The organism is Exiguobacterium sp. s102 (assembly GCF_018618635.1).
Taxonomy (GTDB): Bacteria; Bacillota; Bacilli; order Exiguobacteriales; family Exiguobacteriaceae; genus Exiguobacterium_A; species Exiguobacterium_A oxidotolerans.
In genome coordinates this window covers 67,352-87,827 of sequence record NZ_JACSML010000002.1, presented here as the reverse complement: position 1 = coordinate 87,827, position 20,476 = coordinate 67,352, and the positions used below count along the sequence as shown (strand labels likewise).

The 20,476-nt window shown below is 45.3% G+C and carries 13 protein-coding genes; 4 read left to right on the top strand and 9 right to left on the bottom strand.

Translation table 11 applies throughout. The features are described from left to right. The first annotated feature begins 23 nt into the window (after positions 1–23). From KNQ02_RS05420 to KNQ02_RS05405, 4 genes are read left to right on the top strand one after another with little or no spacing between them, the layout of a single operon-like run. Entirely contained in the window at positions 24–779 is a 756-nt protein-coding gene (locus KNQ02_RS05420) for a carotenoid biosynthesis protein (protein ID WP_029332864.1), read from the top strand. Then, positions 748–1,446, top strand: a complete 699-nt coding sequence (locus KNQ02_RS05415) for a lysophospholipid acyltransferase family protein (RefSeq protein WP_088836495.1) — start codon at positions 748–750, stop codon at positions 1,444–1,446. The genes KNQ02_RS05420 and KNQ02_RS05415 overlap by 32 nt, the downstream gene beginning before the upstream one ends. Then, positions 1,443–2,519, top strand: a complete 1,077-nt coding sequence (locus KNQ02_RS05410; protein WP_088836494.1) for a glycosyltransferase family 2 protein — start codon at positions 1,443–1,445, stop codon at positions 2,517–2,519. The genes KNQ02_RS05415 and KNQ02_RS05410 overlap by 4 nt, the downstream gene beginning before the upstream one ends. Positions 2,520–2,535: 16 nt before the next feature. Then, positions 2,536–4,008 carry a phytoene desaturase family protein gene (locus KNQ02_RS05405; RefSeq protein ID WP_088836493.1) on the top strand — a complete coding sequence of 491 codons (1,473 nt, stop codon included), beginning with the start codon at positions 2,536–2,538 and terminating at the stop codon, positions 4,006–4,008. Between the two features lie 433 nt (positions 4,009–4,441). Here KNQ02_RS05405 and KNQ02_RS05400 read toward each other — a convergent pair whose 3' ends face one another. From KNQ02_RS05400 to addB, 9 genes are all read right to left on the bottom strand, one after another. Continuing rightward, positions 4,442–5,269 carry a phytoene/squalene synthase family protein gene (locus KNQ02_RS05400; protein ID WP_088836492.1) on the bottom strand — a complete coding sequence of 276 codons (828 nt, stop codon included), beginning with the start codon at positions 5,267–5,269 and terminating at the stop codon, positions 4,442–4,444. Further along, positions 5,235–6,707, bottom strand: a complete 1,473-nt coding sequence (locus KNQ02_RS05395) for a phytoene desaturase family protein (RefSeq protein ID WP_088836491.1) — start codon at positions 6,705–6,707, stop codon at positions 5,235–5,237. The genes KNQ02_RS05400 and KNQ02_RS05395 overlap by 35 nt, the downstream gene beginning before the upstream one ends. Then, the gene (locus KNQ02_RS05390) at positions 6,704–8,194 is read right to left on the bottom strand and encodes a phytoene desaturase family protein (RefSeq protein WP_214807453.1); all 1,491 of its coding nucleotides are present in this window, start codon (positions 8,192–8,194) and stop codon (positions 6,704–6,706) included. The genes KNQ02_RS05395 and KNQ02_RS05390 overlap by 4 nt, the downstream gene beginning before the upstream one ends. Positions 8,195–8,300: 106 nt before the next feature. Continuing rightward, a complete protein-coding gene (locus KNQ02_RS05385; RefSeq protein WP_088836489.1) occupies positions 8,301–9,299 on the bottom strand; it encodes a class I SAM-dependent methyltransferase in 999 nt (332 codons plus the stop codon). A gap of 231 nt (positions 9,300–9,530) precedes the next feature. Next, positions 9,531–9,911: a DUF1516 family protein gene (locus KNQ02_RS05380; RefSeq protein WP_088836487.1), complete on the bottom strand. Its 381-nt coding sequence runs from the start codon at positions 9,909–9,911 to the stop codon at positions 9,531–9,533. Positions 9,912–9,999: 88 nt separating this feature from the next. Then, entirely contained in the window at positions 10,000–12,540 is a 2,541-nt protein-coding gene (locus KNQ02_RS05375; RefSeq protein ID WP_214807451.1) for a HAMP domain-containing sensor histidine kinase, read from the bottom strand. After that, a complete protein-coding gene (locus KNQ02_RS05370) occupies positions 12,521–12,898 on the bottom strand; it encodes a response regulator (protein WP_029332854.1) in 378 nt (125 codons plus the stop codon). Before KNQ02_RS05370 ends, KNQ02_RS05375 begins: the two co-directional genes overlap by 20 nt. Before the next feature lie 455 nt (positions 12,899–13,353). After that, complete coding sequence (addA, locus tag KNQ02_RS05365; RefSeq protein ID WP_214807449.1) at positions 13,354–16,905, bottom strand: helicase-exonuclease AddAB subunit AddA; 3,552 nt, start codon at positions 16,903–16,905, stop codon at positions 13,354–13,356. Then, positions 16,902–20,339 carry a helicase-exonuclease AddAB subunit AddB gene (gene addB / locus KNQ02_RS05360; RefSeq protein ID WP_251135033.1) on the bottom strand — a complete coding sequence of 1,146 codons (3,438 nt, stop codon included), beginning with the start codon at positions 20,337–20,339 and terminating at the stop codon, positions 16,902–16,904. Before addB ends, addA begins: the two co-directional genes overlap by 4 nt. Positions 20,340–20,476: the final 137 nt, after the last annotated feature.

The window sequence follows — 20,476 nt, the reverse complement described above, 5'->3', positions numbered from 1 at the left end:
ATGAATGGAGGTTTACATACGTCATGGCCATATTTCAGCGCCGCCTTTGGTTATTCTTTACAGTTTGGTTCGTCATCGGGCTCATTTTAGTCGGATTTTCATTATTACCCCCTTGGCTCGAATGGGCCAATGCCGTTTTTTTGTTCGCTTCTGGTCTGTATGCCGCTTGTTACTTATGGGATGTCTTACCGAAAGGACGCTTCATTATTCCTTTTATTTTCTTTGGGTCTATTTTAATCGAATCAATTGGTGTCCACACCGGATGGCCATTCGGGACCTATCGGTATGAATCGGACTTCGGTGTTCAGTTACTCGGTGTTCCAATCACGATCGGTGCAGCTTGGTTGTCCGTTATGGGGGCAAGTCTTGCATTCTCGAAGCGTTTTCCGTTTCGTTACAACACCCTGATCCTCGTCCCCTTGTTTGCTGTTTGGCTCGACTTGGCCATTGATCCGGTCTCAGCGAACGTCAAATCGTATTGGCTTTGGCAAGATGGGGGTCTGTACTATGATATCCCAACACAAAACTTTATCGGTTGGTACGGAACAGCACTTGTCTTCGCTCTTTTGATGGCACGATTTGAACAAAAGCCAACGTTCACCGAGCTCGAACGAAACAACCAGTACTTATTTTTGATGCTTCATGGTTTATTTGGACTGACTGCTGGTGTCGCAGGCCTTTATGGTGTGACGATAATCAGTAGCCTAGCATTGCTTGTTTACTGGCTGACGAAAGGAGGAGCACTACATGCAAAAGGCGCAAAAAAACAAATTAGCTGAACAAGCCTTTCATCTGTACTTGAAAGAGCGGCTCATCCGCAAACAGTTCCATCGAATATTGTATCGCCCTGATGATTTACCGGTACCTGGTTTGATGCTTGCAACACATGGTTCGTGGTGGGACGGGATGATCTTATTTCATCTCGATCAATCCGTACTCCATCAAAACCCGTACGTCATGATTGATGAACATGGCTTAAAGCGCTTCCCTTTCTTTTCACGACTCGGTGCCTTTTCCATCAACCGGGACTCCTTAAAGGATGTAAAGATGAGCCTCAACTACGCAAAGGAACGTTTGCAGGAAGGCAGTAGTGTTTGGATGTTCCCGCAAGGCGAAGAACGCCATCAAGAAGAACGACCGCTTCAACTCGCGAGCGGCGCGACTTATCTTGCTAAAGCAGCCCGGTCTGTCTCCATTTTTTCATTTTATTATTCGTTCAGTCATGAACAACAACCGGATGTCTATATCCGAACACGCCAAATCGAAATACCACCTGGTCGTACTTCAAACCAGACTGAATTTCTAACAGCAGCAATGACTCGCTTATATGATGATGTCCGGCTTGATGCGATGTCAGAAAATGTCGAGGCTTATCAAGTGTTGACGCAGCGAACAGACCCGCTTCCTGTTAAAACGGAGCGTTGGCTAAAGGCGGTTCGACGATGAGCATGATTTTATTCATATTCTCGCTCCTTGTTTGCCTCTATACGTTCATTAACTTGATGTTTCTCCCTAAACTCGCTGCACCCGTTCCTCCACCGAGTCTCGCAATTTGTATCCCCTTGCGGAACGAGGAACGAAATGTCGTGAAGTTGCTTGATTCACTCAAACGCGCACTCGGACCGAATATGCATGTCTATCTTTATGAAGATCGCTCAACGGATGAGACACGTAACCTACTGTTGCAACAGACACATCAGGATGACCGCTTTACAATCATTGACGGAATCGACCTCCCCTCAGATTGGGCGGGAAAGGTTCATGCTTGCCATCAACTATCACTTGTCGCAAAGGAAGACTATCTGTTATTTCTTGACGCAGACATTACATTGATGCCGGATACGATTCCTCGACTATATGCGACGATGCGACAGGAAAAAGCTAGCTTTTTATCTGGTTTTCCGTCATTTCCTGTACCAACGTTTTTAGGCAAGTGTTTGATTCCGATGCAACATGTCTTAATTTCGCAACATCTCCCGCTTGCTTTTCGCAAGGTAAAGCACCCTGCTTTTGCCGCTGCGAACGGGATGGTCGTAATCGTTGAACGTGCATCTTATTTACACGTCGGGGGACATCAAGCGATTCAAACGGCACTCGTCGATGATTTAGAGCTCTGTCGGACGTTTAAGCAACACGGTCATACGACGACACTCGTTCATGTCGCCCCTTATGTCAGTTGTGACATGTATGCTACGAACGGTGAAGTATGGCAGGGATTTCTCAAAAATGTCTTTCGGGGAATGAACGACTCCTACTTCGTCGGCAGTTACTTCCTGTTGTTCTATCTCGTACAGTTTTCTTTACTACCAGCTGCCCTCCTCTTTCCGTCTTGGGAGACGATTGGTGGACTTGCTCTCTTGTTGCTCGCACGATACAGGATTGATCGGATGGCGCGGATTCGCCATGTTTGGTTGTTGCACCCGTTCGCAACCGGTCTTTATGTCCTCTTACTTGCAACGGCGATGATTCGAAGAGCTCGGAAACGGGAAATCACTTGGAAAGGTCGGGCCTATTCTTAAGGAGGAATTGTTCATTATGAAACATGTCGCTATCATCGGAGCCGGTTTAGGTGGTTTAAGTGCCGCTATTTCACTCGCTTCAAAAGGATTTAAAGTTACTGTCGTTGAACGAAATGATCATATTGGTGGAAAATTGATGCCGCTGATCACGGAAGGACACCGGTTTGATTTCGGTCCAAATACCATCACGATGCCTGAAGTCTTTCAATCTGTCATCCGGGAGTCGGGAGCAGATCCCGATGATTACTTCCAGTTCGAAAAATTAGCACGCCATACCGCCAATCACTTTCCTGACGGGCGGACCTTAACTTTTACGCATGGCCGAGAAGCAATGCGGACGGAAATCGATCGTTTTACGAACGGACAATTAGCAAAAAATGATATCACAGGCTATCAAGAAGAGGCCGCCGAATTATTCCGAATCGCTAAACAGCAATTTTTTATCAATATCGATTCATATTTCAATTTCTCTTTACTACGAGATATGGTCAAAGTTCACCCGTTCAAAACGATCCATTCGCTGCACAAGAGCTATTTCAAGGATCCTCAACTGATTCAGGCACTCGATCGTTACGCGACGTATATTGGTAGTAGTCCGTATCAGGCGCCCGCGACATTTGCTTTAATCGCTCATCTCGAACTGAATGACGGCGTCTACTTTACTCGTGGCGGAAATACGGCAATCGCAGAAGGGTTCGCACGCCGGGCGCAAGAGATGGGCGTCGTTTTCCGCTTAGGCGAGGAAGTCACACAAATCGAAGTTACGGATGGACTTGCGACAGAAATCGAACTGAACCATGTCGATTACTTACCTGTCGACTTCGTCGTGATGAATGGTGATCTATTGACACAATACCCGCGTCTCGTTTCGGAAACGATTCGACCCGATTTTAAAAACCCGACACCCAGTCAAATGGAACCTTCGATTTCGGCCTATGTTCGTTGTATCGGGCTCACGCGACGAATTGAAGGGCTTGCCCATCATAACGTCTTCTTCTCATCGGATTATGAAGCAGAATTTCGTGCCCTTTTTGAAGAACACCGTTACGCGGAAGAACCGACCATCTACATTTCGAATTCTTCCGTTACGGCACCTGAGATGGGCGAAGCTGGGGACAACCTCTTTATACTTGTCAACGCACCCGCGACGAATGAAGGCAACGTCATCGACTTCGACACGTATGATCACTTGATTAATCAACGGCTGAAACAGTTCGGAATCGATATCGAATCGGACGTCGTCTTCGAACAACGCATCACACCGACCGATATCGAACAAAAATTTTCTGCGTATCATGGGTCTCTTTATGGACTCTCTTCGAATGGTACACGCAATGCGTTCATGCGCCCAAGCAACCGTTCAAAAAATGTTCACAATTTGTTTTTCGCGGGAGGATCGACCCATCCTGGTGGCGGTAGTCCAATGGTGACGCTTTCAGGAAAACTGGCAAGTGAACGAATCGTGTCAAGTGCTGCCCAATCCCTGTGAACGTTATGTGAATTGCAAATCGATTACTTGTACGGACAACTAAGATTTGATACGATTACTTCGAGTTCAAGAGGTAGTGATTGACCCCACATCCTCAATCAAGCGCAAGGTGACTTCCCCGAGTCAAGAGCGTTTAGGAACTTAACACACTTGCAGCGGTTATTTGATTCATCGTTTAAGACCCACTTAAACGAAGTAGTTCTACGTTTGAACTGTCAGCATGATTTACGACGTTCCCCCTTAGATCGTCTCATCCTGATTAGTTCACAGGCAGCTCGTTGAAATACAGTTCATCCCCGTGAATTGTTGACCTGCCTTGTTAGCAACTGCTCAACTGTTTCAAAAATCGCTCAGAAACGTCTTAGACTCCCCGGTCTAGACGAAACATAAAAAAAAGACCTTGGTCCCCGCCAAGGTCTTTTTTTATGGACTTTTAAATCGTTGCGAGTAACTTCATCTTTTGCCAGCGGCTTACGTACGCCCGCTTCGTAAAAACATCATATTGGTTATCGCGTGCCGCATCCAAAATACCACGATAAAGCAATGCTGCCACTTTTAAGGCCCGTCGACTTTCTTTTGGATAACGCTCGAACGAAGGACTTGCTGCATCATAGAGATGCTCTGCGCGTAGAGCTAATGCCTCCCAAAGACCTACGAAGTCCCCAGACGGCGTTCCTGCGAGCAAAGAATGTGGCGTGACGTCGTATTCATCCATCCATTCTTTCGGCAAATAGATTCGGCCACGCTTTGCATCTTCACCGACGTCCCGTAAAATATTCGTTAATTGCATCGCGATGCCTAACTCAATCGCAGATTGACGGAGTTCCGGTTGACCCGGTGCTAAAATCGGCAGCAGCATCAAGCCGACCGTACTTGCAACATAATAACTGTATTGTTCTGTTTCTTCGAGTGACTGATATCGATTTTTTTCGATGTCCCAACGCATTCCTTCCGCCAGCTCCAGGAAAGGCGTCTCATCCATTTCATACCGTTCAAAGACATCCGTCAATGCAATCCAAAGCGGCTTTTTTATAGGGTATCCTGAGCGGAACAAACGAAATTCTTCTAAAAAGGCTTCCAAACTTTCTTTAGGTGTGTCGGATTCATCAACGGCATCATCTAAAAAACGACAGAATGTATAAATGGCATAAACGGCTAATCGATCTTGTTTTGGTAATAACGAAAATGCTTTATAAAAGGTTTTTGATCCGTTCTGAATCGTTTCTTCACACGTTGCGTATGCCTGCGTCACTGTATTCATTTTTCCACCTCATCTCTTGTTCCATACGATTGACAAGTAATGTCGCTCCCATCATGACGATCGGAACGCCTCCACATGGATGGACGGATGCACCTACTGCATATAATCGTTCAATATCAGGATAAGGACGCGCCTGCGTTTTCAAGGCTGCTGATTGGCGAATCGTCGGTGCGATACCAAAGCTTCCGCCTTCATACAATCCAAACTCTTTTGCGTCTTGCGGTGTTCGGATTTGCATCTCTTCGATTTGATTACGGAATCCTGGATGATGATTCTCAATTTTCGTTAAGATGGTTTCAATAAAACCGTGTTGCTCGAACTTCTCCCGATTAAAATTCCGCGGAGAAGGAACTAACGCATAGACGACACTATCCTCACGATCCGTTAGCGAATCGTCAACCTTGCTCGGATTAAACAAATAGACAGCCGGATGTTCTGGTAGTTCATCTTGATGGAAAATCGAGTTCATCAACGGTTCTAGGTCATTCGGCATCAAAAAACGATGAACCGGCAGATTGACTTTTCCTCGCATTTTAAAATACAAGAGTAACGTTCCGCCAGAAGGCGTATAGGCTTTCGGTTTTTTCCCTTCGACAAGGTATTCCATCAATGGAAACTCACCGTTTAAAACAACGTTATCATAATGATATTCTGCATCACCCACTACGATACCTGTCGCTTGCCCGTCCTGAATCGTGACACGTTCAACGGACTGATTGAATTCAAAACGAACACCGCGTTCAACCAATACTTCATACATGCGTTCAGCTAAAGAGAAATAGCCGCCCTTAACGTACCAGACACCTTCTGCTTGTTCACGATATGGAATCAAACCGTAAATCGAGGGAGTTGTGTAAGGATTCCCACCAATGTAAAACGTCGGAAAACTGTAGGCCATTCGCAAGTATTTATTTTTAAAATATCGCTTCAAATGATCATGCGCTGTCTCAAGTGCATGCATCTTTACTAATGGTTTCAACATGCCTGGCTGTAACAATTCAGTTTTACGGAAATAACTCCGCTCTAAAAATTTCGAGACGCTGATGTCATAATCCTTTGATTTTTGATGCATAAATTCAGAAAAGCCACGGCCTTCTCCAAACTGTCGCTCAATCGCAACTGCCTGATCGACGACATCACCTAATTTCGTCACGACCGTCCCATCATCAAAATGTAAATCGTACAGGGGATCGATTCGTAACAATTCGACTCCATCGAGTCCCGCTTCCGCTAGCTGTTCCTGTAATTTTCCAGGCATCAAGACAATCGTCGGCCCTTGATCAATCCGACCGCCTGACTCAAAGTCGACAGAAGCGAGTCGACCACCGACCCGCCCTTCCTTTTCGTAGATTGTAATATCAATCTCTGGATAGCGTTTCGTCAATAAGAGCGCCGCATGCAGTGTCCCGACGCCCGCGCCTACAAATCCAATCTTCATTTCGTCACACCTACTTCACCAGTCAACAAATCGGCAGTGATACGAGCGGACTCAAAAATCGTCGGAAGGCCACTACCTGGGTGTGTCCCGCCTCCAACTAGATAGACATGATCTAATTCTTCAAACCGATTGTGTGGTCTAAAATACATCATCTGCGTCAATTGATGTCCTAAGTTGAACGTCGCTCCTTGATGGACCCCCATCGCTTCCCAATCGTCAGGCGTGAACATTTCTTCGACTTCAATTGCCCCTTCCACACCTTTATAAGGAGAACGTTCTTCTAGTGCATCGAGGACTTTCCGGCGTAACTTCGGTCCTTCAACTGCCCAATCAAGATCTGAATAATTATTCGGGACTGGGACGAGCACATATAGAGATGACTTGCCTTCAGGAGCAAGCTTCGTGTCAATGATTGAAGGATTTTGAACATAAAACGAAAAGTCTTCTGATAATTCAAGAGTCTGCGTCATCTCACGGACATTTTTTTCGTAGTCTTCCGCAAAATAAATCGTATGATGCGGAGCGTCAAACCGTTTATCGACACCTAAATACAACATGAATGTCGAACATGAGAATTTTTTACGATCGATTTTCGGACGGGACCATTTTTTGAGAACACCTTCCGGTACGAGATGATTCATCGCATGAGCGAAATCCGCACCTACGACTACATCGTCATATAACACATGTTCTCCCGATTCTAGAATAACACCGGTTGCTTCTTTTCCATCTAAAATCAATTGATCGACTCCAGCATTCAGATGAACTTTCCCGCCTAAGTCCTCAATTGCTTGTTTCATCGCTTCCGGGATGCGGTTCATTCCGCCAATCGGATGATGAACGCCGTAAGCATGCTCCATGTAAGATAGAATTGAAAAGCCGCCTGGGCATTCCCAAGCTGACATACCAAGGTATTTTGCTTGGAACGTGAACGAATACTTTAATTCTTCACTTGTAAAGTAGTCCGACAATACATCATATAACGAGCGTCCTAACGATAGCCGAGGTAACGCCGTCAACACACGTGGTGATAAATAATCCGTCAATCGATCATGCTTCGTTTGGAGGATAGGCATCAACTTCCCTAGTTTTAATGCTTGTTCCGCCATAAAGCGATCATACCCTTCTCCATTACCCGGGAACTGGTCTTCAATTGCTTGCTTCATCCGGTCTCGGTCCGTCGTCATCGTGAACTGATCCTTTCCTCCATTGAAATAGAGTGTATACATCGGATCCAGTGCCTTCAGTTCCAAATAATCGTGCAAATTCAATCCGATGCTCGTAAATAGATTTTCTAAAATATGGGGCATATTTAAGAAGGTCGGTCCTCGATCAAATTGATAATCACCAACTTGCACACGTGACGTCCGTCCACCTACGACTGCTTGTTTCTCGTACACAGTCACATCTACCCCTCGCCCTGCTAATAACATAGCGCAGGCGAGTCCTCCGGGTCCTGCTCCAATAACGGCTACACGCTGCTTCACACGAATCTCTCCTTTTTCTCTCTGGTCGTTTTAACTATTATACTAATCACATACTATGCCCACAAATCTAAAGTGCCTTCAAACTGTAAAAACGCCAAGCTTCCGATTAGGAAGTGGCGTTTGCAGTAACGATATACCAAGCTCCTTCTTTCAAAAATGGTGTGATCGATACATTTTCAAAACCGGCTGCATGTAATTGTTCAGTCAATTCTTTTTTTCCAGGAAGCGGATATAAATTTTCGTGTAACGTCATGAAGGCGTTAAAGGCAGCTGAGAACGGCGCCCCGTATTCACTATCCCGAAGTGGTGTGACAAGAATAACTGTTCCATCGTCCTTGACGAAGCGACGGACACCTTCGAGGAGACGGAGTCGCTCTTCCTTCGGGAAATAGTAAAGAATGTTGTTCATCATGACACCATCGTATGTTTCCGTTACTTCAAAGGTTTTAATATCTCCGACAACAAAATCAATTTCTCCTGTCGTATCGCGTCGCTTCGCTTCAGCGATGACAGACTCTTCGATATCAATTCCAGCCAAACGGAGTTCCGGTAAGGCTTCATGGATTTTTCGTAAGTATCCTCCGTACGCACATCCGATATCAAGTAAGGACGTAACGTTTTCATTTCGAATGATATGACGTACTGCCGGAAAAGCAACCGTTTCGACAAGTGCGGACGTCTCAGCAACGATGTCTCCGTGTTCCTCTCCATTAAAGGTCTTCTGTTGACCATCCTCTAAAAATTGCGGATAGGAAAATAAAGCCGGCAAATGCAGTTCCATCAGTTCTGATAACATGAAGCCGATACTGCGGTCATCTGATTTCGAGAGTTCTGGAAGGACATGCCGTGTTGCCGTGTACCGTAAATCTTTCTTTTTGAGGTGTCCGACTGCCAGACCAACCTCGAACCAACGCGATAATGCCTCTGTTGTAAGCGGTTGCTTCAGTCGTATTTGGGCTTCTGCTTGTGTTGCGCCAGCACCTAAGACATCGAACAACCCATATTTATAGCCAATATATCCATGCCATAATGGTAAAACCGGTTCCGCCCGTTTCATCCATTTTCTCGCCCGAAAAACCTTTGTCCATTCTTTCAACTGTGCCACAAGCGTTCCCCTCTCTACCACGTAATACATCCCTTTTCCCAAATAACAACAACTTGTAAACAAAAAAAACGCATCAAACTTTTGCTTCAGACTGTAGACAAAGTGCTATCGGGAGATAAAAGCATTTTTTTCGTTGTTTTCCTCGATCGAGGCGGGAAAACGCAAAATAAAAAGAGTCGACCATCGCTGTGCCGGAACACAATGATGGTCGACTCTCAACCGGACAGTGAATTAGAAGAACTCCATACCGAATGGTAACGAATATCCTAAGAAAATCGTCACGAGTATGAGCACCGCAAATCCGAGCAAGAACCCAGAATACGATTTTCCTTTTTTCAGTCGAACTAATGTCAATTCACCCAAGATGAGTGACAATAAACCACCGGTGATTTTTGCATGGTATAAACCGTCCGGGTTTTCAGACATCCCCATGATTTGGATATACAGATACAATCCTGTCGCAAACGTTAACACCAATAAGAGGCGAAAGGCCATATGGATTCCTTTAGCTGCAGGCTTCCCCTTCTTATACATTGAAAAGGCGACAAAGAACGCAACGAGTAGTAACACCCATAGTAAAACATGGGTATGAACAAAAGCAGTGATTGGCATGATGATTTCCCCCTTTTTCTAGTTCCTATTTCATGGTAGCTGATTTCCCTTGCTAGACATAGGGTTATTTTCGTAACATATCATTTATTCAAGAAATCGTCACACGTTCTACCAGTAATGGAAGTTTAACCATGAACGCACTTCCATGTTTTTCGATGGACTCGACTTGAATTTCTCCGCCGTGACCCGTGACGATTTCTTTACAGATCGCGAGTCCCAGTCCAGTCCCGCCAATTTTACGGCTATCTGAATTATCGACACGATAAAACTTCTCGAATAAGTGGTTGAGTGCTGCCGCCGGAATACCAATCCCTTGATCACGGACCTCGAACAAGACATGTTGTTCTTTAATCGACAGGGTTACGTCAATGTTTCCACCGAACGGTGAATATTTGACGGCATTGTTCAATAGGTTATTCATCAACTGTTTCATCTTTTCTTCATCTGCTTCTATGAGCGGAAGTGCCTCACTCATCGCCCGGAAAGAAATCGTGTGCTTTTTCGTCGATGCTGCATAAAATTGTGTCGTCTCTTCGAGGAGTAGACGCAAATCAAGCGGCTCTTTTTTATACGACTGTGTCCCCGATTCCATCCGTTGTACGTCAAGAAAATCATTGACGAGATTGGCAAGGCGCTCTGTCTCGGAGTGAATCGTCTGCAAATACTTATCTTGACGGGTCGTATCGATATCTCGATTCAACATCAACTCCGTAAATCCATAGATGGACGATAGCGGTGTCCGTAATTCATGCGAAACCGTCGAAACAAGCTCCGACTTCAGTCGATCCATTTCCGTCTCTTTCGTCACGTCACGCAAGACGAGCATCGTCCCTTTATGAACACCAAGGATTTCAATCGACTCGACATAAAATTGAATGAAGACCGTTTGTTGTCGAATTGAGAATTGAAGACTTTCTGTCGGGACATCTCCTTCTAGAACGGCTTCAACGTACTGTGAAAATGCCGCTTGGTCATCGACGATGGAATGAATTGCTTCTAGGCAGAAATCAAGTGTCTCGACTTCTTCGTTCGCTCCATAGCGCAACTCTGGAAATAGATCATACAATGGCTGATTGACGAAGACCTCTTCTTTACCGGGTTCGATGTAAATGACCGCTTCACGGATCGAATCGAGAATACGTTCAGTTTTCGTTTTCTCTTTGTTCATCTCATCAAATAACCGCATCCGTAATAGGGAGAGTGACAATTGACGTGAGAACGACATGACATCCCGCATTTGTTCATTCGTAAATTGGTCGCGGTAACGAACGAGATAGATGAAAGCAATCACTTCATCCGATGACGGATCTAAAATCGGTACTGCTGTCTCATACATATAGTACGGGTAGGGCAACGGGTGATTACTCGATACTTGTTTAGACGAATGGACTGCTTTTTTCAAAGTATCTGCTCGCTTCAACAATGAGAAATCGCTACCTAGCAATTGTTCCGTCAATTGTTCCGTCATACCATGCGTGACGACAGAATAACTTTGTCCTTCATCGACGAAAACGAGGGCACCAATTTCTGAATCTGTAATCGTTACAAGTTTTTCGATAATTTCCGGATAGGCTGTCAATGCTTCCCGAGCCGCCAGCGTCTCTGTTAAATCATTTCGGTATTGAAGATGCTGTTCGTTTCGCATCGTCAGTTCTAGCGCTTCTTCCAACTCTTGTTGTTGGGCTTGCAGTTCTTCTTGTTGTGCTTGCAGTTCTTCTTGTTGCGCTTGCAGTTCTTCGTTTTTTGCAAGTAAGTGTTGTTTATTTTCTGAGATTGAACTGGCCATTTGATTGAATGACAAAGCTAGGATTCCGATTTCGTCTTTTCGTTTTGGGACTTGAATGTTCGAAATGTCTTCTCCATTTGCAAGGCGCTGACTATTTTTAACGAGTCCTAAAAGCTCAGAGGTGATTCTTCGAATGAACGGGTAGATAAAGAAAATCAACACAGCAATGACGACGATGATATTCGACAACCAAATCAGTTGTGTCGTTCGAATCTCTCGTCCTAACTGCTGGCTCGTTCTCTCTGCCCACTCATCAAGAAATTCACGGTATCCTCCAAGTGCCAACTCACTTTTATCGATTTCCGAGAGGACATCGATATTGCCTGCGTCATCTAATGAAATTTTTCCATCCGCGACAAGTTCTTTCCCTAATGGAAGATTTGTTAAAGTCGTCCCGCGAAGAAAAGTCTCCGTTACGTCCCCATCTTTTTTACCTTTTACATAGGACTGCACAAGCGGCAAAACCGAATCGAAGTAATAGCTATACAATTCGCGTGAAGATGTCGCATAGACTTTTCCTTGCTCATAAATCGCATTTTTTTCGAACCACCGTGTTTGACGATCAATCGTTGTTTGTTGCGCAGCGATTTTTTCATATAAGGTGGCATCCCCCATTAACGCATAACCACGCATATTAAACTGAAGGTCTTGCCACTCTTCCCATAGTGCACCGGCCCGGGCGCTACGATCCCTGATATCTTCAAGCTTCGCGCGGGTATCTTGTAACCTTGTGTCCGTATAGTTGTAGACGACCAAAGAAGAAATCATCAGCGTAGCTAAAACGACATAAAAGGAAGCCATTAGTTGGCGTCCGATTTTTCGATTAATCCACTTGATGATCACTCAATATCCCTCCTACGACATCAATCAACTCTAACGGACTGAACGGTTTTGAGAAAAAGTAATTCGCCCCGATCTCTTCAGCACGCTCACGATCAGATTGTTGACTTTTAGCCGTTAACATCATGATCTTTAATTGTTGTTTGTCCGGATGACGTCGTACTTTTTCGATAACTTCGATTCCCGTCATTCCAGGCATCATGTAATCAAGTAATACAAGATCATAATGCTGACTCATGATTTTTTGATAGGCTTCGTCGCCATCCGTCGCTTCATCGATCGTGTACCCTTCATCTTCTAACGTATCAAGGACCAACATCCGTAATACGTCTTCGTCCTCTGCTAATAAAATACGTGCCATCTATAATTCCTCCTAAAATATCTACTCATCTTGGCGGTACTCGCTCCATCCTCACTTATACACATGGATGGAGGAAGTTCAACCATACTTCCTTCATTCTACACAGTTCCTTCATAATAGGAAATGGAAATTACTCGATGACTATTGTTTTTAAATGCGAGTCGTCTCATGTGCCTAGCTGAAAGAAGTTGATTCAAAAAGGAATCAACTCCTTTCACGTGCTTTTTCCTGTAGGAATCGTGTAAGGCGATACGCTTCCTTTTCCTCATATACAAGGGAAGAGGACTTTTGCAGGCATGCCTTAAAGAAACGAACATCAGGATTGGGAAAAATCCACATAGAAATGACCGATGATCCCCCCTGTTTCATCGGATCATCGGCCATTTGATTGCGGTAAAGCGGAACCTTCCATCCTCGACGCCTACTGGAAAAGAAATCCTACTCTTATTTACTCGTTAAATAACTTCAATCACTTGCTCTAAGGAAAATGCATAAATCAATTTTCGAGAGATAGAAATGTTCAAAATGGATTCAAGAGCTTCTTGATACAGGTTCAATTGTGTCGCGTAACGTTCATGAAGAATCTCAGCTGGCGTTTGGTCAGCGCTCGTCTCGAAGACTTGGTCCGATTTATAGTCGAGAAGAATATAGTCCTCCCCGTCTTGAATTAAACAATCGACAATCCCTTGCATGACTGCTTGATCAACGGGACCATGCCAATCCGTACGAAAACGTGAGGCATCGATTTTGTACGTGAAAGGTAGTTCACGGTAGACGTCTCCCGTCCGTAAACGCTCCTCAAATAATCGTCCGATGCTTGAGGACAGGAATGTCTCGAGCTGATTTTGCGCATCACGCATCGTCAAAGCTTCTTGTTCTGAGATTCGTTCACCTGTCTCCCACTTCGTGATTTGTTCAGCGAGCGGCAGATCCGCTTCATAAAGTTGCATCGCTAAGTGTAAGACAGTCCCACGTTCTGCTCCCGTTAAGACCGGGCCTAAGAACTGTGGGGTCCGGTAATACGTCGCTTGACGTTCTGTCGCTTCAAACGCTGCCCGCTCCAGTTGTTCGGTCCGTTTGAGTTCAGTCACGGTTTGCTTCGCTGCCGTCTCGGTCGCAAGCTGGTGCGCATAGCGATAAGCAAAACTTTCTTCGATTCGCGCTTTGAAAGCGTCATTTTCAGGACGATCAATTTTTTCAAGTGAGCGGACATGTTCCAGTTGTTCAATCATCGTCGAAATTTCTTGGTATGGGGCAATTTCGTTCAGTTCCATGATCCGGAATGCCCATTGTTGCTCTCCTTCTTGTAACATAAAGTTTCGAAGTACAGCTGGTGCTACCCAGTCTGCATACGTTTTCGCATTACGACGGTCGATTTCCGGCAACAATAATTCGTCGTGTGGAGCAGCTTGCCATTTTACCAACTGTTCATCTAATCCCTTGATTGAACCGACTAATACCAGCTTTTCTTTTGCTCGGGTCATCGCGACATAAAGAACTCGCATTTCTTCCGCTTTCATTTCACGATCCATCTCACGGCGAATGACCTCTTTTAACAATGTACCTGACCGCAAGCGTTTGATTGGATCAATCGCGTCAAGCGCAATCCCATACGTTTTGTGTAATTGTATGGCTTGGATTTGATCTTGTTTATTAAATTGCTTTCCGAGCTGACTGACAATCGTGACAGGAAACTCGAGCCCTTTCGATTGATGAATCGTCATGATGCGAATGACATCTTCGTCTTCTCCTAGTGAACGAGCTTCGGAAAAGTCTTCGCCACGCTCAATCAAACGATTTATCAGTCGTAGGAAACGATACAACCCGCGATACCCTGCTCCTTCATATTGTTTTGCACGTTCGTATAACGCATTCAAATTCGCTTGACGACTTCGTCCTCCTGCGAGACACCCGACGTATTCGAAATACCCGGTTTGATCAAACAGTGAGCGAATGAGTGCAGCAAGTGACTTACCACGGGCTTCTGTCCGCCATTGGTTGACACGTTGTAACGCTTCATCGACTCGAATCCCGAGTGGTGTCGCTTCGCCTGCCACATGGACGGCAGCCTCATAAAAACTCGTATCCTTCGATTTTGCACGAATCCGTCCTAAATCGCGATCGGTCAGACCAAAAATCGGCGACCGGAGCAAACTCGCGAATGGAATGTCCTGTAACGGATTATCAATCGTTTTTAATAATGCCATCATGATTTGAATTTCCGTTGCCTGGAAATAACCGCCTGTCGTATCTGCATAGACGGGTAATTCATATTGCTCGAATACTTCCACAAGCGCTTGAACGCGTTTCCCACGTGAACGAACGAGTACAACGATGTCCCGGTATTCACATTTTCGAAAACGTTTTTGTTTGGCATCGAAGACGAGATAGGGATTGTCGTCATTGACCATCTCGATGATTCGGGTTGCGATGGCACGGGCCTCTAATTCTTCCTTATTTTCATCTTGTTGATCGATTAAAATCAATTCCGGTTCGACTTGTTCTGATTCAAAGTAACCCAGATTCCCGAGCCGTAGATAGGCTGCGTCGTCATAATCGATTTCACCGACGGCGGCATCCATCACTTGTCTGAAAATATGATTCGTCCCATCAAGGACTTCAAGACGACTCCGGAAATTTTTCGTCAAATCGATTCGTGTTCCATAATCTGTTTGCCGGAATCGCTTGAACTTATCAAGAAAAAGTCCCGGCTCAGCATGACGGAATTTATAAATCGATTGTTTAACGTCACCGACCATAAATAAATTACCGGTTTGTTCGTCTGATTGGGAGACTAACGTCAAGATACGTTCTTGCACTTCGTTCGTATCTTGGTATTCATCGACGAGCACTTCGACGAAGCGTTCTTGAAGCAAGCGGGCGACATCGGTCGGTGCCCCGTCTTCTTCTAAAACGGCTAAAGCAAAATGTTCCAAATCGGAAAAATCGACAAGCCCCCGTTCTTGTTTGGCTTCGAGATAGGCTTCAGCAAACTTTCGGACGAGTGTCACGATCATCTCGACATGTCCAAGTTGCGACCGAAGATCTTCGAGGTAGTCGACACCCTCTTTTTGAACGAATAGTTCCTGACGCTTTTTCAACTCACTGACGAGACGCGTCCGTTCCGTTTGAAATGTTTTAATCGCCTCATCCCCACGCGGACTTTTCCAGCGTCCGAACTCGACAGCTTGGAACGTCAGTGCGACCGTCGTCCAACGATCAGTCGCCGGATTAATACGGCGTAACGGTTCAATGTCACGCATTAGGAGCTTCGCCATTTCTGTATAGCCGGACTGATGCAAACGATAGGAGAGCTCAAGGTAACGTTCTAAAAGCGGTGCGATTTTTTGCCATTCTAATTCAAGGAGTCGTGTCAGCAACGAAGATTCATCAGGATCAACCGGCTGGTCGTATTGTGCAAGCAGATGCTCGTAAAAACCGTCTGGATCTGGTAGCGAACGCGAAAACCGGTACAAGTTTGAAATCAGAGAGAGCATTGCCTGATCGTCCCGATCGGAAGTATAACTATCAATCAATTCATAAAATGCCGGATTGGCGGCAGCGTAAAATTCTTCAAAGACCTCTTCCAGTACATCATCTTGTAACAACAATAATTCGGATTCATCCGCAATTCGAAAAGCCGGATCCAGCCCGATTCGATAATAGTTTTCCCGTAAGATTGATAAACAGAAGGAATGGATTGTCGTAATTTGTGCCCGGTTCATCATCTGACGCTGCTTCTTCAAATAAACATCGTCTGGGGCTTCTTTGATTTTCGCTTCGATCGCCTCGATGACACGCGTTTTCATTTCTTTTGCGGCAGCGTTTGTAAACGTCGCGACTAAAATCCGATCTGCTGTCAGTGGATCTTCTTGATCGATGACGCGTTGCGTCAACCGTTCAACGAGTACGGCGGTCTTCCCTGAACCGGCTGCTGCCGAAACGAGAATGTGTCCTCCGCGCGCATCGATTGCTTGTTGTTGCTCATCCGTCCAATTGACGCTCATTCCTCTTCCTCCTTCAGTCGGTCCAATACTTCTTTTTCAGATAAAGGGTCCAGTTGACGATAACTGTTCCCGAGCGATTCGTCGAATTGACAGACCGAACGGTATTCGCAAAACGTACACGGTGTTCGCTCTTGATAGTCGAACGGATCGATGGCGATATCTCCCGCGTACATCTCGGCACTGCTTGTTTTCAATTCGTCCCAGGCATGATCCATCAACGCGTTCAGTTCCGCTTCTTTGACGACCCCTTTCGTATGTGATTTATGCAGTCCTGTCTTCGTAAACGTCACTTTGACGAGTGGCGATTTTTTCCGTTCATCAAACGCAATTTGATCCATCGCCCGTAACACATCATCATTTTCGACAATCACACCTTGCATCTGGTAGGATTCGAGCAATAAACGATTCCGTTCTTCTTCAGCCGCCGACAAATCACTTCGTAACATCGGATTTTTGACATGGAAGTACAGGGCGCCTGCTGGTTTCGCTTGTTGATTAAATAAGACTTCTGATTGTTCGACGACCGTTTTTAAATAGAGCAACATCTGAATCGCAAGACCATAATAAATTTCAGCAAAATCAAGCGCTCGGGCACTCGACTTGTAATCGACAATCCGGACGTACAATTGGTCACCAATCGTCGCTTGGTCGACTCGATCAATTCGACCAGTGAATTCGATTTCCGTTCCATCCGGCAGAGTAAACCGTAACGGCGGGAACATCGCGTTCCCAAAGCTGATTTCAAATAAATCAGGTTCGAAGTCAGACCGTTCTGCTTGTTTGACGAGCATCTTCGCCGTTTGTTCGACGACATCCGTTAATTTTTTCTGAATGTATCCGAACCGATTCGAACTCATCAAAATAGCATTTTGAATGTCTGGTGTCACTTTTTCCACGGCATTTTTCGCAAGTTCTGTGCACGATGCATCATCTAAATCACGCCATTTTCTGCCGGACTCCTTGATGTTGACGGACAAATCATTTAACGCGCCATGAAATAGATTTCCAATGTCGGGTGCCTCGAATTTATATAGTTTTCGTTCCTTCAAACGTAGCCCATACCGTGCAAAATGCTTATAGGAACACGCATTATACGTCTCAAATCTAGAGACACTCGCCTTGATGCTGTCACCGTAAAGGGAACGTGCTAAGTCGTCTGGAAGTTCATCTGCTCGGTTTTGATAAAATAACGCATCGACGAGTAACGCCATTCGTTCTCGTCCTTGACCATTCTCGAGCAATGCATTGTAGACATCAAACCATGACGATTGAATCGGATACCGGCGCTGTAAACGGCGTAACTCGATTGCCGTCGCAGCCGCCGCTCGGTCGGGATCAGTTACGAAATCGAATTGATCATTTGGTGCATGCTCTCCTGCTTCTGCGAAGTGTGTTTTGACAGGACGGTCTTGCAGTAACTGGTACTTGATTTGTTTCACGATGGAGGCTGGTTGTAATGCCTTCCCGTCCTCATCAACAAGAGCATAACTGATATACAACGATTCACTCGGTGCCGTCACTCCGTGGTACAGGTAGTATAATTCGTCATCAAAGACATCCAGTGACGCTTTACCGACCGGAACTCCATGATTGTGAAGGAAATCATGATCTCCTTCCGACAATAGTTTCGACTGGTCTTCGACGAACGGAATCATACCATCATTCGCGCCGAGTAAAAATGCGACTTTTACTCGTTGTAAACGCCCCCGGACATAATCCGTCGCGATGACCTGATCGAGCGATGGTGGGACGAGTGAGAAGCGCAGACTCTCAAGTCCGGTTTCGACCATTTGTACGAATAAGTCTGTCGACAGTTCCGTCTCAGGAGCTGCTGCTTCGAGTTGTTCAAGTAAATGTAAGACCGCTTCATATACTTGATCATGTTCCCGGGCATGACTGAGCTCATTGCGCTCGAGCGCCTCTTGTTTCCAACTGAACAGCCGATCTGTCAACTGGTGTTCTTCAAGGAACTGATAAAGCGAACGCGTATGTTCACTCATTGTTTTTGATTTCTTCAACCGGTCTTGTAACGGTGTAATCGCATCGACGACGAATTGACGCATCCGGTTTAACTCATCCTCTTCTTCGAGTTCCTCCGCCGTCAGACTGACTTCATCCGTTAAGCGTCGTTTCAATTGCCACGGCTTTTGCCACATCGTGCCTTTAATGCCACGTTCTAAGACAAACGTCTCTAATCGATCAAGCGCGAGCCGTTGATCATCTGCCGGGAGTGGCATCAATTCCGTTTTCAGCAGACGAAAGACTGCTTCTTCACGGTAACCGGCGACGACGAGCTCTAAAGCAGACTGAATCAATTCAACAATCGGATGATGAATCATCGTTTCCCGCTTATCAAGGAAATACGGAATATCATAGAGCTGAAACGCACGTTCTAAATGATCCGCATACGGTTCAAGATGTCGTACGATAAAAGCAATTTCATTGAACCGGTAACCATGCTGGCGCACGAGTTGGATTGCCTGGCGGACAGCGGCTTCCGTTTCAACTTGGCGATTGACGGCAGCTGTCACCGTGACCCCGTCCACTTGATGATCGACAGGAGGATAGGCAGGACTCATCAATGATTGTTCTAATGTTTGTAGTCCTTCCGACTTGAACTTAATCGTCCGTTCATAATGGACCTCTTCATGCTCGAGCTGTCGGTCTTGCATCTGTTCGAGCAATTGCATATAACAACGTTGGGAGACCCCAAACTCCGTCTGTTTCGCATAGGGATCGCTCACATCGATTGTAAAGCTGATATGCACTTCTTTTGCTAGTTCCATCAATTTAAGCAACACCTGTTGTTCCTGTAACGAAAACTCATAGAAACCATCAATAAAGAATTGTGTATTACCAAGACCTGCTGTCGGTAACAAGTCGAGTAACGTTGTATAGTAATCATCTGCATGAAGCGCTTTATCCACGATGCGTTCTGAGAACCGCTCATAAATCAGAGCTAAATCATTTAGTTTCGGCGAGCGTTCCGGAGAAAGTCCGCTAATTTGACGTAACATGTCTGGAGCGACGAGCGAACGTTTGAACGTAGCGATCAGTTCATCAAGCCCCTTGTAAAACCCTGGCATATTCTTTGTCCGTTTGAAAATCTTTAACTCATTTTCAACTTCTTCGACCACTTGACGTAATAACAACTGTGTCCCTGTCTCGTCTAAAAACGGAATCGCCTGATTGCCATGATCCCGCATGATATGAAAAGCAAAGCGCCGCAAACTCATGACTTCCATCCGTACTAATCCAGATAGGCGGGCATCCGTCGCAATTCGACGTTCCATCTCAAATGACATTTGATCGGGGACGATAAAATAAATCGGCTCTCCAAGTGGTCGCTCCTCGAGCTCATTGATTACAGTCTCTATTAATTTTGTGGTTTTTCCGGTTCCGGCACGACCGAGGTGCATATGATTCATGGTCATCAGTTCCTCCCTTAGCTCGTTTTTGTATACGTCATTATCTCATAAAACACGAACAAACGTCCGTTTTTGAAGCTATATTTTTCTACTTATTTTTGCTACACTGAAGCCAATTAAAATTAGTTAGACAGGAGGAATAC

What these genes read in the sequence shown, in the direction of transcription:
- KNQ02_RS05420 (WP_029332864.1), top strand. Translation starts at nt 24, where the DNA reads ATGGCCATATTTCAGCGCCGCCTTTGGTTATTCTTTACAGTTTGGTTC.
- KNQ02_RS05415 (WP_088836495.1), top strand. Translation starts at nt 748, where the DNA reads ATGCAAAAGGCGCAAAAAAACAAATTAGCTGAACAAGCCTTTCATCTG.
- KNQ02_RS05410 (WP_088836494.1), top strand. Translation starts at nt 1,443, where the DNA reads ATGAGCATGATTTTATTCATATTCTCGCTCCTTGTTTGCCTCTATACG.
- KNQ02_RS05405 (WP_088836493.1), top strand. Translation starts at nt 2,536, where the DNA reads ATGAAACATGTCGCTATCATCGGAGCCGGTTTAGGTGGTTTAAGTGCC.
- KNQ02_RS05400 (WP_088836492.1), bottom strand. Translation starts at nt 5,269, where the DNA reads ATGAATACAGTGACGCAGGCATACGCAACGTGTGAAGAAACGATTCAG.
- KNQ02_RS05395 (WP_088836491.1), bottom strand. Translation starts at nt 6,707, where the DNA reads ATGAAGATTGGATTTGTAGGCGCGGGCGTCGGGACACTGCATGCGGCG.
- KNQ02_RS05380 (WP_088836487.1), bottom strand. Translation starts at nt 9,911, where the DNA reads ATGCCAATCACTGCTTTTGTTCATACCCATGTTTTACTATGGGTGTTA.
- KNQ02_RS05370 (WP_029332854.1), bottom strand. Translation starts at nt 12,898, where the DNA reads ATGGCACGTATTTTATTAGCAGAGGACGAAGACGTATTACGGATGTTG.
- addA (WP_214807449.1), bottom strand. Translation starts at nt 16,905, where the DNA reads ATGAGCGTCAATTGGACGGATGAGCAACAACAAGCAATCGATGCGCGC.
- addB (WP_251135033.1), bottom strand. Translation starts at nt 20,339, where the DNA reads ATGACCATGAATCATATGCACCTCGGTCGTGCCGGAACCGGAAAAACC.